The organism is Frankia sp. CcWB2 (genome assembly GCF_977927585.1).
Genome location: NZ_CDWRCM010000025.1, coordinates 13851 through 29579, shown reverse-complemented (window position 1 = coordinate 29579; position 15729 = coordinate 13851). Strand labels below are relative to the sequence as shown.

Genomic DNA, 15729 nt, shown 5'->3' with positions numbered 1-15729 from the left:
GGCCACGATTGGCCGGGTCGACTACCACGCGACTCCCGAGATCAGTTAAGGCGGCCATGGCATGAAGGTGGAAGGCATCATCTTCAACTTCTTCGGGGTGTTCGCCGGGGCCGCCGCGCTGGTGTACTGGTTCTGGTCGAAGGACCCGACCGGCACGGCCGCGCTGACCCTCACCACGGGGCTCGGCCTGCTCGTCGGCGGCTACCTGGTCTTCACTGGCCGGCGGATCGGCATGCGCCCGCAGGACCTGCCGGATGCGGAGATCGCCGACGGGGCGGGGGAGCTCGGGCACTTCACCCCGGGCAGCTACTACCCGTTCTTCATCGGGGCCAGCTCGGTGACGGCGGCCATGGGCCTCGTCTTCGGCGTCTGGCTGATTGTTCTCGGTGCGCTTCTGGTCGTGGTGTTCGTGACCTGCCTGGTCTTCGAGAACTTCTGGCACCCGCCGGTGCCCGAGGACTGATCCCGCCCGGGTCGGGGGGTCCCCCTTCCCAAGGCCCGCTCAGGGAGCCGTGGCCACCGCCGTGTCGACCGCTGCGGCGGCGGCCTGGCTCGCGGTCACCCAGCGATCCAGGACGGCCCGGGCGGCGCCGGAGTCCACCGCCTCGGCCGCCCGGGGCAGGGCGGCGCCGATCTGCTCGGTGACGGGGGCGTCGGAGGGGCCGGCCGCGGCGACCAGGGCGGTGGCGGCGGCGAGCAGGACCGCGTCGCGGACGGGTCCGGGCTCATCGGCGAGCACCGACCGGGTGACGGCGGCGTTGTAACGGGCGTCCGCGCCGCGCAGCGCGGCGCGGTCCGCGACGTGGATGCCGACGTCGCGGGGGTCGAACCGCTCGCGGCGCGGCTGTCCGGCGCCGGCCGCGACGACCCACACGGCGGACGTCGTCACCGGGGTGAGCTCGTCGAGCCCGTCGTCGCCGCGGAACACCAGCGCCCGGGTGCCCCGGTCGGCCAGCACCCCGGCGACGACGGGAGCGAGCCGCGCGTCGGCGACGCCGATCGCCTGCGCGCCGGGGCGGGCCGGGTTGCTCAGCGGCCCGAGGATGTTGAACGCGGTGGGCACGCCGATCTCGCGCCGGACCCCGCCGACGTGCCGCATCGCCGGGTGGAAGACCTGGGCGAAGCAGAAGGCGATGCCTGCCGTAGCCAGGCACGCCTCGACGCCGGCTGGCGGCAGGTCGACCACGACACCGAGCTCCGCGAGCAGGTCCGCCGAGCCGCAGGATGACGACGCGGCCCGGTTGCCGTGCTTGACCACCGGCACACCCGCGCCGGCGACGACCAGCGCGGCCATCGTCGACAGGTTCACGGTGTGGGAACGGTCGCCGCCGGTCCCGCAGGTGTCCACGGCGCGGGCCCGTACCTGCTCGGACAGGCTCAGGGGCGTGGCACTGGCCAGCATGGCCCCTACCAGGCCGGCGATCTCCTCCGGCGTCTCCCCTTTGGACCGCAGCGCTACCGCGAACCCGGCCACCTGCGCGGGCGAGGCGGCCCCCGCCATGATCTGGTGCATCGCCCAGGCGGTGCACGCGGAGTCCAGGGACTCGCCCGCCAGCAACGCCCCGATCAGCTCCGGCCAGCTCGTCTCGACGGTCGGGAGAGCCCCGGCGGGGGGAGCGCCGACGGGGGAGCGGCCGGTGTAGGAGTGGGATGCGCTAACGGTGGTCATATCTCGGAAGCCCTGGATCTCAGTGGGCGAGCTGGGCGCCGGTGAGCGGCTGACGGGCCACGGCGCCGCCGGCACGCGCCCGCAGCAGTGTCACGACCGCCTCGGTGAGCAGACCCGGGTCGATCGGATGGGTGACCACCGCATCCGCCTGGGACCAGGTGGCGAGCCAGCGATCGTCCGGGCGGGCGACCAGCAGGATGGTCGGCGGACAGTTGATGACCTCGTTCTTCAGCTGCCGGCAGAGCCCCATGCCGCCGCTGGGGGTGGCCTCCGCGTCGAAGATGCACAGATCCGCCTCGTGATGATCGACCACGCCGATCGCCTCGGGGGCGTCGGCGGCCTCGACGAACTCAATCGGACCGAGGCCAGCGGCGGGGAGACGGCCGATCGCGTTCCGGACGTGTTCGCGCACATCCGCTCGGTCGGCGTAGACGAGGATGGTGATCATGTCGTCCGCGGGCCTTTCGCGAGAGGTGACCATCGCCGACCGGCGGTGAGCCGGCCAGCGGTGAACTGCGGACCGCCCTCCAGGCACCTCGGGCTCCCAGGTACCCCGGACATCCGGGCACCTCGGAAGTGGACGCTGCCATGTGAGAGTTGTCCCGTGCAGGCTACCTCCCGCGGACCGTCGGACGTGACCCGTGTCGCGTCGCCCGCCGGGTCCTCGCCGGGCCGGGTGGGGCCGGGATCACAGACCCCTGGTTGCCTTCGGATCGTCGCAGGAGTGATACTGAAACTCGTTCTCAATCGGTGGACCCTGATGCCGGCCGGACCGCGTGACGCCTCGATCGCCGCCGCCGGCGGCCCGGGGCGTTCCACCGCCGTACGACGGGCGTGATCCTATGAACAACCAGACCGATCTTCGTCTCACTTCGCAGCGGATGGCCGTGCTGGCGGTGCTGGCGGCGGCCCGCGACCATCCGACCGCGGCCGAGGTCTACGAACGGGTGCGGACCGTGTCCCCGGGGATCGGCAGCGCGACCGTATACCGCACACTGGCGTTGCTGGTGTCCGCCGGTCGAGCGATCGAGCTGCGCCTGGGCGGCGGCCCGGCGGCCCGGTACGACGCCAACACGAGTCGTCACGACCACGTGGTCTGTGGCGGATGCCGTCGGGCGGTCGACATTGATCACCCCGTCCCCGACGGGATGATGGCGGAGATCGCGTGCCGCTCGGGATTCGCCATCACCGGGTACGACCTGCAGTTCCGGGGGCTGTGCCCGGATTGTCAGGCGAACGGCTCCGGCCCGGCCCGCGGCGCGGACAGGACCGGTCAATAGTGAACACCCATCCACAAGGAGCACTTCATGCCGAAGCTTGACGGCACCAAGACCCACGAGAACCTCAAGGAGGCGTTTGCCGGCGAGAGCCAGGCGAACCGGCGTTACCTCTACTTCGCCCGCCGGGCCGACATCGAGGGGCTGACCGACGCATCTTCGCTGTTCCGCGACACCGCGGAGGGCGAGACCGGGCACGCCTTCGGGCACCTGGATTTCCTCGCGGAGGTCGGCGACCCGGCGACGGGCGAGCCCCTTGGCACGACCATGAAGAACCTGGTCAGCGCCGTTGCCGGCGAGACCTACGAGTTCACTGCCATGTACCCCGGCTTCGCCAAGACCGCCCGCGAGGAGGGCTTCGAGGAGATCGCGGACTGGTTCTCGACCCTCGCCCGGGCGGAGAAGACCCACGCCGGTCGGTTCAAGAAGGCCCTCGACGCGCTGTCGGCCGAGGAGACGGCCGACGCCTGATCGTCGGGGTTTCTCGATCGACCGGGCCGGGGTGGCGGGGCGATGCCAGTAGTCCCCGTCGCCACCCCGGCCCGTATCGTCGCTCCCGCGCCGTGGGCCCTCGGCCGTTCCTGGACCGCTCGCCCGTTCACGGATCCCAGCATTTCCGGACAGGAGATCGCACGATGGCGCTGACCATCGCCGACATCACCACCGACCACCAGGCGTACGCGGAGCGCCGGCCGCGGCTGCGCAGTCAGATGATCCTGGTGCGCGCCGAACGCCGGGTACGGGTCGGGGACATCGTCGTCCTCGAGTTCGACAACGAGCAGACGCTGCGCTACCAGGTGCAGGAGATGGTCTACACCGAGCGGCTGACCGCCTCCGCCGACGTCGCCCACGAGATCGATGCGTACTCCCGCCTGCTGCCCTCCAGCCACGTCCTCACGGCGACGGTGTTCATCGAGCTCTCGGTTCTGGAGACTGTCCGCGAGGAGTTGGGGCGGCTTGCCGGGCTGCAGCACAGTTTCGCCCTGGAGATCGGCGGGACCCGGGTGGCGGGCGAGGAGATCCCCGGCCTTGACGAGGATCCCGATGTGACCACTGAGACCGTCTCCGTGCACATGGTGCGCTTCGCGCTGACCGATTCGCTCCGGGATGCTTTCCGCGACCCCGAAGTGCTGGTCGAGCTCGTCGTGGAACACCCGGAGTACAGCGAGGCGACGCCGTTGACCGGAGCCACCCGGCGTGCCCTCATCGCGGATCTCGCGTTGCGGTCCTGACCGGCCCACTCGGCCGGCGCCGACCTGTCACGGCCGGTCGCAGCCGGTCGCAGCCGGTCACGGTCACGGTCACGGCCGGTCGCGGGTCCCCGGTCGCGGGTGAGGTCGGACACGTCCGCGGGCAGTCGGTTCGCGCGCGGCGGGATGGGTAGGCGGAACACCTAGGGCACGCGTCCGTGTCGGCACGTCCGCCCACCCGTCAACGTCAGCACGTTCATCCACGTCAGGGAGCCACCCGTGACCGATGACCAGCTACGTCCCGACCGCACCCGCCCCGGCGCCGCTGTCCCGGCCGGCGTCCCCTCCGCGCAGGGCACGGCCGCGCGGGCCGCGCTGCACCGCCTCGCCGAAGGTAAGGACGAGCGAGCGGCGCTCGGCGATCTCGCCGTCGCCGAGGTCCTGCTGCCCGACCTCGGTAACGACATCACCGATCTGTCGGAGGAGGACGACAGCGTCCTGCAGCTGCCGGTGGCCGACCGGCAGGACGGCACCCAGTTCGTCCCGACGTTCACCTCTGAGCAACGCCTGGCCGAGGCGCTGCCGGAGGTGGCGCGTTACCGCACGGTCCAGGTGGCAGCACTGGGCCGGATCTGGCCGTCCGATGATCTCCTGCTCGCGGTCGATCCCGGCTCGGAGGGCGGCATCGCCCTGCCGGCGGACGGCCTGCGGGCGCTCGCCGCGATGTCCGGCTGAGGCCCGCCCGGCGTCACGTCACGTCGCGGTCGGGGGCCACGTCGCGGTCGGGGGTGTCCGTGTTGGCTCGACCGTGCCCGCCGAACGGCGCTGGCGGGCCGGTGCGTCGCGGGTGAGGCACGCAACATCGGCCGGGTCAGCCTTGTCGCTCCGCATCGTTCGTAGGCCGACTGACATCGCTGTGACCTGCGTTTTTCCAGTTGCGGCAGGGCTTTGCCGGGCACGCGAGGCAGCCGCCACGATGATCCGGGGCGGTCATCGACGGGTCGTAGTCCTACCGAACGTCGAACCTACGGTGGCGCGTGGGCCGTCCCGTGCCAGAATGACCGACGTGGCCTCAGCCCCCGTCCTCGAGAAGGCTCCTCCACCGCACCCGACGGCCAACCGTCCCTCGATGGTCTCGGTTGGCACGGTCGTGTGGCTGTCATCGGAGCTGATGTTCTTCGCGTCCCTGTTCGCGATGTACTTCACGATCCGTTCGGTCAACAGCGGCAACTGGCCGCCGGCTACCGGCGACCCTGCCGGATCCGAACACGGACCCGTGGAGCTGCACGTCGGGTACGCGTTGTTCTTCACCGTGATCCTCGTTCTGTCCAGCGTCACCTGCCAGCTCGGCGTGTTCGCCGCCGAGCGTGGTGACGTGTACGGGCTACGGCGCTGGTACCTGATCTCGCTGATCATGGGTCTGGTGTTCGTCGGCGGCCAGGTGAACGAGTACTTCAGCGAGAACAAGTTCACGATGGCGTCGCACGCCTACGGATCGGTGTACTACCTGACCACCGGTTTCCACGGGCTCCATGTGATCGGCGGTCTCGTCGCCTTCTTGATGGTGCTGGGCCGATCGATGTACGGGCGCTTCACGCCGGAGAAGGCGACCTCGGCGATCGTCGTGTCGTACTACTGGCACTTCGTCGACGTTGTCTGGATCGCCCTCTTCGCGACCATCTACCTCCTCCAGTGAGCGACATGACTGCATCCTCGGGCACCTCGTCATCCTCGGGCACGCCGTCGGGCATCCCACCGTCGGGTACTCCGGCGCCGGGCACCCCCGCGCCGGGCACCCCCGCGCCGGGCACTGCGGCGTCGCGATCCTCGGTGCCGGTCGCCGCCACGAAGCGGTTCTCGGGCGGGCGCCGTTCGCCCGCGCGTCGTCGCCGGAGGTCCTCCGCGCTGGTCATGGTCCTCGGCCTGCTGGCCACGGGGGTGCTGTGGACGGTGCTCGCGCCGGGCGGCAACGCCGCGCAGACCCCGGACGCCAACGAGGCGGTCCGGCAGGGCCGGGCGCTGTACCTGCAGGGCTGCTCGACCTGCCACGGGCTGGGAGCGCAGGGCACGAACACCGGGCCCAGCCTCATCGGCGTCGGCGCCGCCGCGGTGGACTTCCAGGTGTCGACCGGCCGGATGCCGCTGGCCGCCCCCGCCGCGCAGGCCGACCGCAAGCCCCCGATCTACTCGGCGACCCAGATCGACCAGCTCGCCGCGTACATCCAGAGCCTTGGCGGCGGCGAGGAGATACCGAAGGTCACGGACGCGGCGCTCAACGACGCCGATCTGTCGCACGGCGGCGAGTTGTACCGGGCCAACTGCGCGCAGTGCCACCAGGCCGTCGGTCAGGGTGCGCCGCTGACCTACGGCAAGTTCGCCCCCTCGCTGAATGAGTCCACCCCGGTGCAGGTCGTCGAGGCCATGCGGACCGGGCCGGAGTCGATGCCGGTGTTCGGCCCGCGCCAGCTCAACGAGGAGGCCGCGATCGCGATCGCGGCCTACATCAGGCACATGAAGGAAACGCCGAGCGCCGGTGGGCACAGCCTCGGTAACTACGGTCCGGTGCCCGAGGGGCTGCTGGCCTGGCTGGTGGGCGTCGGTGCCCTGCTGGGCGTGTGCCTGTGGATCGGAGCGAGGCAGAAGGTATGAGTGGAGTGACCAGACGGGCCCAGGAACGCCGGGGCCGGCGGATTCCGGTGCGGACCAGCCGTCCGTCCCGAGGGACCGGCGTATGCACTACCCGGGCTACCAGGGCGAACCGGCCGATGAATCTGAGCAGGACTCGATGAGCAGCATCTTCAGAAGGGCGAAGCACCCGGTGGACACCTCCGGCCAGCCCGCCGGGGGATCCGGGGTGTCTGCCGGCGGCCCGGACGTCCCGGCCGGGACGCCGGACGGCCCGGAGGCCCTGGGCACGCCGCCCCACCAGACCGACTCGACCCGTGAGCCCGGGACCACGGCCGTTCGCCCGCGGGCGGGGGTTATCCAGCCGACCTACGGGGAACGGGCCGCCGGCGGGGTGACCGTCCGTCCGCCGCGCGCGCAGGACGTGGACCGCCGGGCCGAGCGGCGGGCGGAGCGGCTGATCGCCGGCTGGTTCTTGATCTCGGTGATCGGCACCGTCGGGTTCGTCGTCACCAATTTCGTCGGTGACAAGCACAAGGCGTACTACACCCCCTCCCTCGGGGCCGCGCTGGGCCTCGCCGTTGGTGGGCTCGGCATCGGCCTGATCCTGTGGGCCAAGCGGCTGATGCCGCACGAGCAGGCCGTGCAGGAGCGCCACGCGTTCGCCTCCTCGAAGGAGGAGATCGCCGTCACCGAGGAGGAGATCGCGGCCGGGTTCGCCGACACCGGCCTCGCGCGCTACCCGTTGCTGCGCCGCACCCTGCTCGGGGCTGGCACCGTGCTCGGCGGGCTGATCGTGGTGCCGCTGCTGAACCTGACGAACGCCAAGCCGGGCAAGAAGCTCGACCACACGAGCTGGGTGAAGGGTGCCCGCCTCGTCACGGAGGACGGCCGTTACGTCAAGCTCGGCGACGTCGCCATCGGCGGCATCGAGACCGTATTCCCGGCCGTTCCGGTGACCGAGGCCGACGGCACCGTCGCGTACCAGCCGAAGACCGATATCCAGACCAAGGCCGACAGCACGACGATCCTCATCCGGCTGCCACCGGGGGTCGACCGCCCCCGCAAGGGCCGGGAGGACTGGGGCGTCGACGGCCACGTTGCCTACTCCAAGATCTGCACGCACGCCGGCTGCCCGGTCAGCCTGTACGAACAGCAGACCCATCATCTGCTCTGCCCCTGCCACCAGTCCGTCTTCGACGTGCGGGACGGCTGCCGGGCGATCTTCGGGCCGGCCAGCCGGTCCCTGCCGCAGCTTGCCATCGCCGCGGACAATGCCGGGTTCCTCTACGCCCGTGACGGTGACTACCACGAGCCCGTCGGTGCCGCCTTCTGGGAGCGTTCATGACCACCGCCTCCGCCCCCGAGTTCGTCAAGCGGCCGGGCCCGATCCGGAAGGCCAACCGTGAGCTCGACGAACGGTTCGGCAACCAGGCCTTTCTGCGGCGCAACCTGAACAAGGTCTTCCCCGACCACTGGTCTTTCATGATCGGGGAGATCGCCCTCTACAGCTTCATCGTGCTGCTGCTGACGGGCATCTACCTGACCCTGTTCTTCGACCCGTCGAACACCGAGGTCATCTACAACGGTTCCTACGTCCCGCTCAAGGGCGTGGAGATGAGCCGGGCCTACGCCTCGACGCTGGACATCAGCTTCGACACCCGGGCCGGTCTGGTGTTCCGCCAGATCCACCACTGGGCCGCGCTGGTCTTCGTCGCGTCGATGGTCGTGCACATGTTCCGGGTGTTCTTCACCGGCGCGTTCCGCAAGCCTCGCGAGACCAACTGGCTGATCGGCATCGGTCTGGTCGCCCTGTCGATGCTCGAGGGCTTCGCCGGCTACTCGCTCCCGGACGACCTGCTCTCCGGCACCGGTCTGCGGATCGCGGCCTCGATCGCCCAGTCCATCCCGATTATCGGGACGTGGACGTCGTTCCTCGTCTTCAACGGGGAGTTCCCGGGCGTCAACTTCCTGCCCCGGCTCTATGTGACGCACATCCTGCTGGTGCCGGGCGTCCTGCTCGCGCTCATCGGCGCGCACCTGGGCATCCTGTGGCACCAGAAGCACACGGACTTCCCCGGGCCGGGCAAGACCGAGGACAACGTCATCGGCCACCGGGTCTTCCCGGTGTTCGCGGTGAAGTCCGGCGGGTTCTTCATGCTGGTCTTCGCGATGCTCGCGCTGCTCGGTGGTCTCGCCCAGATCAACCCGATCTGGATGTTCGGCCCGTACGACCCGGCGAAGGTCAGCGCGGCCTCCCAGCCGGACTGGTACATCGGCTTCCTCGACGGCTCGACCCGGCTCATGCCGCCGTGGGAATGGCGCGGCTGGGGACACACCCTCCCCGCGGTGTTCTGGCCGACTGCCGTCCTGCCGGGCATTATGTTCACGCTGGCGGCGCTCTATCCCGCGCTGGAAGCCAGGTTCGCTGGGGACACGAAGCCGCACAACCTCCTGCAGCGGCCCCGGGAGGCGCCGACCAGGACCGCGATCGGCGCGATGGCGATCAGCTTCTACCTGGTGCTGATGATCTCCGGCGGTAACGACATCATCGCCAAGACCTTCAGCATCTCGCTGAACGCGATGACCTGGGCCGGCCGCATCGGGCTCATCGTCGTGCCACCGATCGCCTACGCGGTGACGAAGAAGATCTGCATCGCGCTCAACCAGAAGGACGCCGAGATCGAGCATCACGGCATCGAGACCGGGATCATCCGCCAGCTTCCCAGCGGGGAGTTCGTGGAGGACCACCGCCCGAAGCCAACTCCCATCCCCGACCATCCGCTCGTCCCGACGGACCGGTTCGAGCTGCCGGCGGCCAACGGGCACGGCGACGGTCACGGCAAGGGGCTTGCGCGCCGCGCCGGCAAGGCCGTGACCGGGTTCTTCGTCGAGGAGAAGCAGCCACCCGGCGGCGGCCGGCAGTAGCCGTCCGGCCTGACGGAGTACCTGACGGAGCAGCTGGCGTCAGTACGTGGCGTCCTGACGTCATGGCCTGACGTCACGTCAGGCCGACGGGAACCACTCGTCACCGTCATACGCACGTACCGGCCGGCCGGGGGCCGCACCGAATCCGGCCGCGGCGCGGATGGCGCCCGCGGCCGGCCAGCTCCACTCGCCCTCCAACCGCACGAGCCGTACCCCCGGCCCACTGAGCCAACGGGCGATGCGCTCGGTCTCCTCGACGGAGGCGCACGGGGCCGGGCCGGGCCGTGGCCGCACCGTCTCGGCGCTGGCGACCACGGCGTCGACCCAGGGCCGCGGATCGACACCGGGCGGCACGCTCGCCGCTGACACCAGCCGGCCGTGACGCACCGCGGCCAGCTCCCAGCCGGCCTCGGCGGTCGGGGCCGCGGCGACGAGCTCGGCGACTCCGGTGAGAGCCGACAGCCGCTGGGCACGTGCGGCCGCGCGGACGAACGCGATCATCCGGTCCCGCTGGACGGCGGCCTCCTCGTATCGCTGCTCGGCGGCCAGCCGGTCGATGCGCCGCGTCGAGGCGGCGATGACTCGGCCCGGATCGCCGGTGATGGCGGCCCGGGCGGGGGCGACGTGCCGGCCGTAGCTCGCCATGTCCTCCCGGCCGTCGCACGGCGCTCCGCATCTGCCGAGGTCGGCGAGGGTACAGGCGGGCCGGCGCACGCGCGGGGACAGGCGCCCGGAGCACTGGCGCAGCGGCACCGCGGCCAGCAGCGCCTCGGCGGCGGCGTCGGCGGCGCGGACACTGCCGAACGGCCCGAGATAGGTCGCGTCGTCACGGGCGGCGCGTACCCGTGAAAGCCGCGGGAACGGCCCGTCGGTGAGCTTGAGGTACACGGATCGCTCCGGGAAGCGGGATCGGCGGTTGTACGGCGGCTTGTACTCGGCGATTAGCCGCAGTTCCCGGACCTCGGCCTCCAGGGCGTGCGCGCAGCCGATCGCGTCGACCCGCTCAGCCAGCGCCACCATCTCCGCCATCCGGGTCCGGGGCTCGCTGGCGGTGAAGTAGGTACGGACCCGGGAACGCACCGAACGCGAGGTGCCGACATACAGGGCCCGTTCGTCGGCGTCCCGGAAGATGTAGACACCCGGGCCCGTCGGCAGGCCGTCGGCCAGGTGCCGTTTGCGTCGCTGGGCCGGCGACACCCGGGAGCTGTAGTCGTGCAGGTCCTCCAGGGTGGTCACGCCCGCGTTGCCGAGCCGTTCGAACAGCCCGTGCAGCACGTCGACGGTGGCCCGGGCGTCCGCCAGCGCCCGGTGGCGGGGTTCGACCGGGCTGCGGAACAGTGAGGCCAGCGACGTGAGCCGGGAGTCGGGACTCTCGTCTCTCGTGACCACCCGCCGGGCGATACGCAACGTGTCCAGATACTCCCAGTCGGGCACCGGATAGCCGCAGAGCTCGACGGCGGCGCGCAGGAAGCCGAGGTCGAACGGGGCATTGTGGGCGACAAGAACGGCACCGCGGGCGAACTCCAGGAAGGTGGGCACCACCTGCGCGACCGGCGGCGCCGTCGCCACCATCACGTCGGTGATGCCGGTGAGCACCGAGACCATCGGAGGGATGCCGACGCCCGGCCGGACCAGAGTGGCCATCTCGGCGAGGATTCGGCCGCCGCGGACCCGGACCGCGCCGATCTCGGTGATCTCGTCGGTTCCCGGGGAGGTGCCCGTCGTCTCCAGGTCGAACACGACGAAGGTCACGTCCGCCAACGGGCGACCGAGATCGTCCAGCCTGCCCTGCCCTGCCCTGCCGGGGCGGCCGGGGACGGTCCGGGGTGGGATCTGGGCGCACGGCGTCACGGTAGGCCCCACCCCCGACAGTTTCACGCCCCGGATTGTCCGCCGGGCCCGGAGGCGAAAGCAGGTCCGCCTCGCCGCACGTCGTCACGGAGGTTCCGGGTCACGGAGGTTCCGGGTCACGGGCCGGTGGAAAATGATTAACGATACCTGATCCGTAGGGTGCTGGGTGTGCCACGGGACGGTATTGGCCATAGAATTCGCCGCGGTTGTCCCGTTTATGGTCCCGTCGGGGCAGTCCGGTGCTTCTGTCGGGGCGTGTGCTCAAACGTGCGGCCAACTCGGCAGGCCTGCGTGCGTCGAATGCGGAACCATGCCCAGGTGGCATGGTTCGAGACGAACGGCATTCGAGTGGCGCGGGTCGCGGTCGACTGTTCGAACGTTGACGTGATGGTGCGCTTCTGGTCCGCCGCATTGGGATACGAGGTGAGCTGGCGTGACGACGGGGTGATCCTGCGTCACCCGGCCGGCGCGGGACCCAAGCTCCTCCTCAGGCCCGGGGCGAAGCGCGATGCCGGCCGTAACCGGCTTCATCTGGATCTCTACGCCGTCGACGCGGAGCGTGTGATCGGCTGGTTGTCGACCCTCGGTGCCCGCCGGGTGTCCCGGTACGACGACGACGGGGAGAGCGGATACGTTCTCAAGGATCCGGAGGGTAACGAGTTCCGGGTGATGACGGTCGGGCCGGCGGGATTCGCGTGCCCCTTTGTCTGACACCCCGGCGGGCCGGGCTCCCACGGGGTTGGGTTCCCGGCGGGTCGGCGAGGGTGGAGCACGGTTTCGGAGAAGCGTGCTCCACACCACCGTCGCGTTCAGCGGAAAACGTGACGGCTCGACGGCCGGGTGAACGGCCATCGGCCATCGGGTGCTGTCGTCACGCGCCGGACGACCCGGTCGATAGGGTCGTAGCCATGTCGAGCGTCTTCACCCGGATCATCAACGGCGAGCTTCCCGGTCGCATCGTCTACTCCGACGAGCACGTGGTGGCGTTCCTGACGATCGCGCCGATCCGGCCGGGACACACCCTGGTCGTTCCCCGCACCGAGATTGACCATTGGATCGATCTACCCGATGATCTCCAGGTCGCGTTGTGGAGCGCCGCGGCGACGGTGGGCCGCGCCATCGACGCGGCCTTCCGACCTCGGCGGGTGGCCGCGCTCGTCGCCGGGCTCGAGGTCCCGCACGTCCACGTGCATCTCCTGCCGATCGAGGACGAGACGCAGATCGACTTCAGGCTCGCCGACCACAACCCCGACTCGGCCGAGCTCGATGCCGTGGCCGAGCGGATCCATGCCGCCCTCGGCTGAGCCGGGTACCGGCCGGCGCGGATCTGGCTGTTCTGGCTGTTCTGGCTGTTCTGGCTGTTCTGGCTGTTCTGGCTGTTCTGGCTGTTCTGGCTGTTCTGGCTGTTCTGGCTGTTCCGGCGGATCGTAGGGTTACGCGGCGGTCAGAGCTGGAACTTCGGTGGATCGACGGCGAACAGCGGTTCCCAGTTCAGGATGGCGTGCCCGGGTGGCGCATCGATGACGATGTTGCCCCGGACCCGCTGCCCGGCCTTGAGAGTCGACACCGACAGCCGCGGCGCGACGTTCTCGTAGCTGCCGTCGTACCGGGTGCCGTCGGAGGTCTGGATGTAGAAATCGGACGGTGAGGCGGACGTCGACCCGCGGCTCACCTCGACCGTCACGTTAATGACGTAGTAGGCCCCCTGGGCGGGCGCGTCGCCGTACTGGGTCACCTTGCCGGTGGTGGAGCAGACGCTGTTGAGGGTGACCCTGGCTTCGAAGTCGCTGACCGAGGAGGTGGCCCGGCCGACGGCGGTGCCGGAGCCGCCGATCGTCGCGGTGCCGGCCGCCGGCGCGTGCTGTGGCGTCACCGGAACGCAGCTCGGCACTCCGTTTGGCGGGGTCGCGGTCGGGGCGGCCGCGGTCGCGGTGGTATTCGGGAGGTCGGGCACGGTCACCGTCGGGGCCGGTGGGGAGGCGATCTCGGTGTCGTCACCGCCGCCCACCGCGAGGGCGATCACGACACCGAGCACGATGGCGGCGACCACGGCGAGGGGCACGATGATGAACAGCGGACTGGTCCGCTGCCGGGGCGGAGGCGGCGGGTAGCAGCAGGGGGGTTCTGGTAGGCGTCGGGACCGCCCTGGTAGCCGACCGTCTCCGGGTATGGGGCACTCCCACCCTGGTAGGGCCCGGCAGCCGCGGCCGGGGGATGGTCCGGCTGCTGCCAGCCGCCCGGTTGTCCCCAGCCCTGCCCGACGCCGGGCTGTCCCCACCCTGGCGCAGCGCCGGGGTGCTGTGGGCCGCTGGGCTGCCCGCCCCACTGCTGCCCGCCCGGTTGCGGGACGGTGCCCGGCCAGGCGAGGCGTGTCTCCTCCGAGTCGGGCTGGTTCGGCTGGCCGGGCTGGGGCGCTCCCCACGGTGGGACCGGAGCCGGCGGGGGAGTAGAGGGCGAACCGGAGGCGGGGGTGCTGCCAGCGTCCGCGGGCTGGTGCCAGGGGTCATTCGGCTGCCTCCACGCCTCCTGGCTCCCGTCACCGCTGGGGGGCTGGTGAGGCGGGTTCTGGTCGGTCACGATGATCCTCTCAGGCGCAGCCAGGGCCGCGTTCGGAAGAAAACGAGCATAAGGGGCGCGCCTCGCGAGGCTACATAAGCCGACTTTCACCTGAGGCAATGCCCGCCTCGCCGTAGGCCGCCGACGTACCGATCCGGCCGGTAGCGGCCGTGAGTGCCCTGAGCTCTCCCGATAAGCTATACTGTCATCGTTCTCCCCGTCGGCTCCGGAGTCCCGCGTGCCTTGCTGTCTGGCCGGTTGGACGAGCCGTTGGAGATACGGCCCGCCCGGTTTGTCCGTCGTGCGCGTGTTGATGAACATTTCGTCGCCACCCTCGGATTCGCCGCATGAGTGAGCCGCTTCCGGCGCCGGTGCGGGCGCATGTCGTCGAGTTCGCCGAGCAGACGCTGGCGGATCTTCCCGAGCCGGAGGTCCCGCCGTCGCTGGTCGCGGTGCGCCGCTTCAAGCCCTCCCGCCGCGTCCGCCAGGGAGCTGTCCCGCTGGCCGCGGCGGTGGACGGTGACGTGTTCCGCGGCCAGGTCGCCGAGTGGATCCGCCGTCATCATCCCGAGCTTGTCGAAGCCGTCAGCTCGCCGGACGGACCGCCGCCCGCGGCGCCTCCCGAGAAGATCGCCGCGGTCGCGTACCTGCTGCGGGTCTCCGGCTGGCAGGAGCTGGTCCAGGTCGCTGCGGCGTCCACGTCGGAGGCGGCGGTCCGCAGCCAGGTCGACGAGGCCGAGCGGACGATACTGCGGCTCACCGAACAGCTCGAGACGAGCAAGCGCATCGCCGCGGCCGAGCAGGAGGAACTGCGCGAGCAGTTGCGGGCGGCCCGGGCGGAGGCGGACGAGGCTCGCCGGCGGCTGCGCTCGTCCACCGCCGGGATCCGGCGGGCCGAGGACGCCACGCGAGAGGCCCTGACCGCGGCCGAGGCAGCCCGGGACGCAGCCTTGGCCGTCAGCCGGGATGCCGAGGCGGAGACCCGGCGGCTGCGCGGCCGGGTGGCGGAGCTGGAGAGCGCGCTCGCCTCCACCCGCCGGGACAGCCGCGAGTCCCGCAGCGTCGATGACGCCCGGTTGCGCGTTCTCCTTGACACCCTGATCGTCTCGGCGCACGGCCTGCGACGCGAACTCGACCTCCCGACGATGGTCGCGAGGCCCGCGGATCTCATCGCTCGCGGCGGAGCCGGCCCGAGTAACGGCCCGCAGGCGTTCGCTGGGGCCCGCGGGCGGCCGGACGACGACCCCTCCCTGATCGACGAGGTGTTGGCCGTCCCCGGGGTCCATCTGATCATCGACGGGTACAACGTGACCAAGCGGGGCTACGGCCGCCTCACCCTGCAGGCCCAGCGTGAGCGGCTGCTGTCCGGACTCGGTGCGCTCGCGGGCCGCAATCCCGACAGCGAGGTCACGGTCGTCTTCGATGCCACCGCCGTCGTGGCCCGGCCGGTGGGTGTCGCCATGCCTCGGGGGGTGCGCGTGCTGTTCAGCCGGCCCGGGCAGCTCGCCGACGAGGAGATCGTCCGGCTGGTGCGGATGGAACCGGAAGGCCGCCCGGTCTTCGTCATCACCTCCGACCGGGAGGTCGCGGAGAACTGCGCCGCCGCCGGAGCCCGGGCGGTACCCTCGGCCGC

16 protein-coding genes are annotated in these 15729 nt (G+C 71.0%); 12 read left to right on the top strand and 4 right to left on the bottom strand.

Features of this window, described 5'->3' with window-relative positions:
* The first annotated feature begins 61 nt into the window (after positions 1-61).
* Positions 62-463, top strand: a complete 402-nt coding sequence (gene ctaF, locus ACY45C_RS04825) for an aa3-type cytochrome oxidase subunit IV (protein ID WP_462186434.1) — start codon at positions 62-64, stop codon at positions 461-463.
* 39 nt (positions 464-502) lie between these two features.
* Here the strand turns inward: ctaF and trpD are convergent, their stop codons facing one another.
* Positions 503-1669, bottom strand: coding sequence for an anthranilate phosphoribosyltransferase (gene trpD / locus ACY45C_RS04820; protein WP_462186433.1), 1167 nt, complete (start codon positions 1667-1669; stop codon positions 503-505).
* A gap of 19 nt (positions 1670-1688) precedes the next feature.
* Complete coding sequence (locus tag ACY45C_RS04815) at positions 1689-2117, bottom strand: response regulator transcription factor (protein ID WP_462186440.1); 429 nt, start codon at positions 2115-2117, stop codon at positions 1689-1691.
* A 394-nt stretch (positions 2118-2511) separates the two neighbouring features.
* Between ACY45C_RS04815 and ACY45C_RS04810 the strand changes: the two genes are divergently transcribed.
* The 8 genes from ACY45C_RS04810 to qcrB all read left to right on the top strand — a co-directional run bounded on the left by ACY45C_RS04810 (position 2512) and on the right by qcrB (position 9689).
* Positions 2512-2949, top strand: coding sequence for a Fur family transcriptional regulator (locus ACY45C_RS04810; protein WP_462186432.1), 438 nt, complete (start codon positions 2512-2514; stop codon positions 2947-2949).
* Positions 2950-2976: 27 nt separating this feature from the next.
* Positions 2977-3417, top strand: a complete 441-nt coding sequence (locus ACY45C_RS04805; protein ID WP_462186431.1) for a rubrerythrin family protein — start codon at positions 2977-2979, stop codon at positions 3415-3417.
* A 164-nt stretch (positions 3418-3581) separates the two neighbouring features.
* Complete coding sequence (locus ACY45C_RS04800) at positions 3582-4178, top strand: DUF3501 family protein (RefSeq protein WP_462186430.1); 597 nt, start codon at positions 3582-3584, stop codon at positions 4176-4178.
* Between the two features lie 237 nt (positions 4179-4415).
* On the top strand, positions 4416-4871 hold the full coding sequence (locus ACY45C_RS04795) for an SseB family protein (protein ID WP_462186429.1): 456 nt from the start codon (positions 4416-4418) through the stop codon (positions 4869-4871).
* Between the two features lie 322 nt (positions 4872-5193).
* The gene (gene ctaE, locus ACY45C_RS04790; protein WP_462186428.1) at positions 5194-5832 is read left to right on the top strand and encodes an aa3-type cytochrome oxidase subunit III; all 639 of its coding nucleotides are present in this window, start codon (positions 5194-5196) and stop codon (positions 5830-5832) included.
* Between the two features lie 5 nt (positions 5833-5837).
* Positions 5838-6785 carry a cytochrome bc1 complex diheme cytochrome c subunit gene (gene qcrC, locus ACY45C_RS04785; protein ID WP_462186439.1) on the top strand — a complete coding sequence of 316 codons (948 nt, stop codon included), beginning with the start codon at positions 5838-5840 and terminating at the stop codon, positions 6783-6785.
* A gap of 136 nt (positions 6786-6921) precedes the next feature.
* The gene (gene qcrA / locus ACY45C_RS04780; RefSeq protein WP_462186426.1) at positions 6922-8109 is read left to right on the top strand and encodes a cytochrome bc1 complex Rieske iron-sulfur subunit; all 1188 of its coding nucleotides are present in this window, start codon (positions 6922-6924) and stop codon (positions 8107-8109) included.
* On the top strand, positions 8106-9689 hold the full coding sequence (gene qcrB, locus ACY45C_RS04775) for a cytochrome bc1 complex cytochrome b subunit (RefSeq protein ID WP_462186425.1): 1584 nt from the start codon (positions 8106-8108) through the stop codon (positions 9687-9689). The genes qcrA and qcrB overlap by 4 nt, the downstream gene beginning before the upstream one ends.
* A gap of 78 nt (positions 9690-9767) precedes the next feature.
* Here the strand turns inward: qcrB and ACY45C_RS04770 are convergent, their stop codons facing one another.
* Entirely contained in the window at positions 9768-11450 is a 1683-nt protein-coding gene (locus tag ACY45C_RS04770; RefSeq protein ID WP_462186424.1) for a DEDD exonuclease domain-containing protein, read from the bottom strand.
* Positions 11451-11840: 390 nt separating this feature from the next.
* Here ACY45C_RS04770 and ACY45C_RS04765 point away from each other — a divergent pair, with 390 nt between their 5' ends.
* Positions 11841-12251, top strand: coding sequence for a VOC family protein (locus tag ACY45C_RS04765; protein WP_462186438.1), 411 nt, complete (start codon positions 11841-11843; stop codon positions 12249-12251).
* A gap of 197 nt (positions 12252-12448) precedes the next feature.
* A complete protein-coding gene (locus ACY45C_RS04760) occupies positions 12449-12844 on the top strand; it encodes an HIT family protein (protein WP_462186423.1) in 396 nt (131 codons plus the stop codon).
* 140 nt (positions 12845-12984) lie between these two features.
* Here ACY45C_RS04760 and ACY45C_RS04755 read toward each other — a convergent pair whose 3' ends face one another.
* Positions 12985-13602 carry a DUF4352 domain-containing protein gene (locus tag ACY45C_RS04755; protein ID WP_462186422.1) on the bottom strand — a complete coding sequence of 206 codons (618 nt, stop codon included), beginning with the start codon at positions 13600-13602 and terminating at the stop codon, positions 12985-12987.
* Between the two features lie 841 nt (positions 13603-14443).
* On the opposite strand from ACY45C_RS04755, the gene ACY45C_RS04750 reads away from it, so the two are divergent.
* The coding region (locus tag ACY45C_RS04750) for an NYN domain-containing protein (protein WP_462186421.1) at positions 14444-15729 on the top strand (1286 nt) is incomplete at its 3' end.

Coding starts and splice junctions, on each gene's coding strand:
- trpD (WP_462186433.1), bottom strand. CDS start 1,669: ATGACCACCGTTAGCGCATCCCACTCCTACACCGGCCGCTCCCCCGTC.
- ACY45C_RS04805 (WP_462186431.1), top strand. CDS start 2,977: ATGCCGAAGCTTGACGGCACCAAGACCCACGAGAACCTCAAGGAGGCG.
- ACY45C_RS04765 (WP_462186438.1), top strand. CDS start 11,841: ATGCGGAACCATGCCCAGGTGGCATGGTTCGAGACGAACGGCATTCGA.
- ACY45C_RS04800 (WP_462186430.1), top strand. CDS start 3,582: ATGGCGCTGACCATCGCCGACATCACCACCGACCACCAGGCGTACGCG.
- ACY45C_RS04810 (WP_462186432.1), top strand. CDS start 2,512: ATGAACAACCAGACCGATCTTCGTCTCACTTCGCAGCGGATGGCCGTG.
- ACY45C_RS04815 (WP_462186440.1), bottom strand. CDS start 2,117: ATGATCACCATCCTCGTCTACGCCGACCGAGCGGATGTGCGCGAACAC.
- qcrA (WP_462186426.1), top strand. CDS start 6,922: ATGAGCAGCATCTTCAGAAGGGCGAAGCACCCGGTGGACACCTCCGGC.
- qcrB (WP_462186425.1), top strand. CDS start 8,106: ATGACCACCGCCTCCGCCCCCGAGTTCGTCAAGCGGCCGGGCCCGATC.
- ctaE (WP_462186428.1), top strand. CDS start 5,194: ATGACCGACGTGGCCTCAGCCCCCGTCCTCGAGAAGGCTCCTCCACCG.
- qcrC (WP_462186439.1), top strand. CDS start 5,838: ATGACTGCATCCTCGGGCACCTCGTCATCCTCGGGCACGCCGTCGGGC.
- ACY45C_RS04760 (WP_462186423.1), top strand. CDS start 12,449: ATGTCGAGCGTCTTCACCCGGATCATCAACGGCGAGCTTCCCGGTCGC.
- ctaF (WP_462186434.1), top strand. CDS start 62: ATGAAGGTGGAAGGCATCATCTTCAACTTCTTCGGGGTGTTCGCCGGG.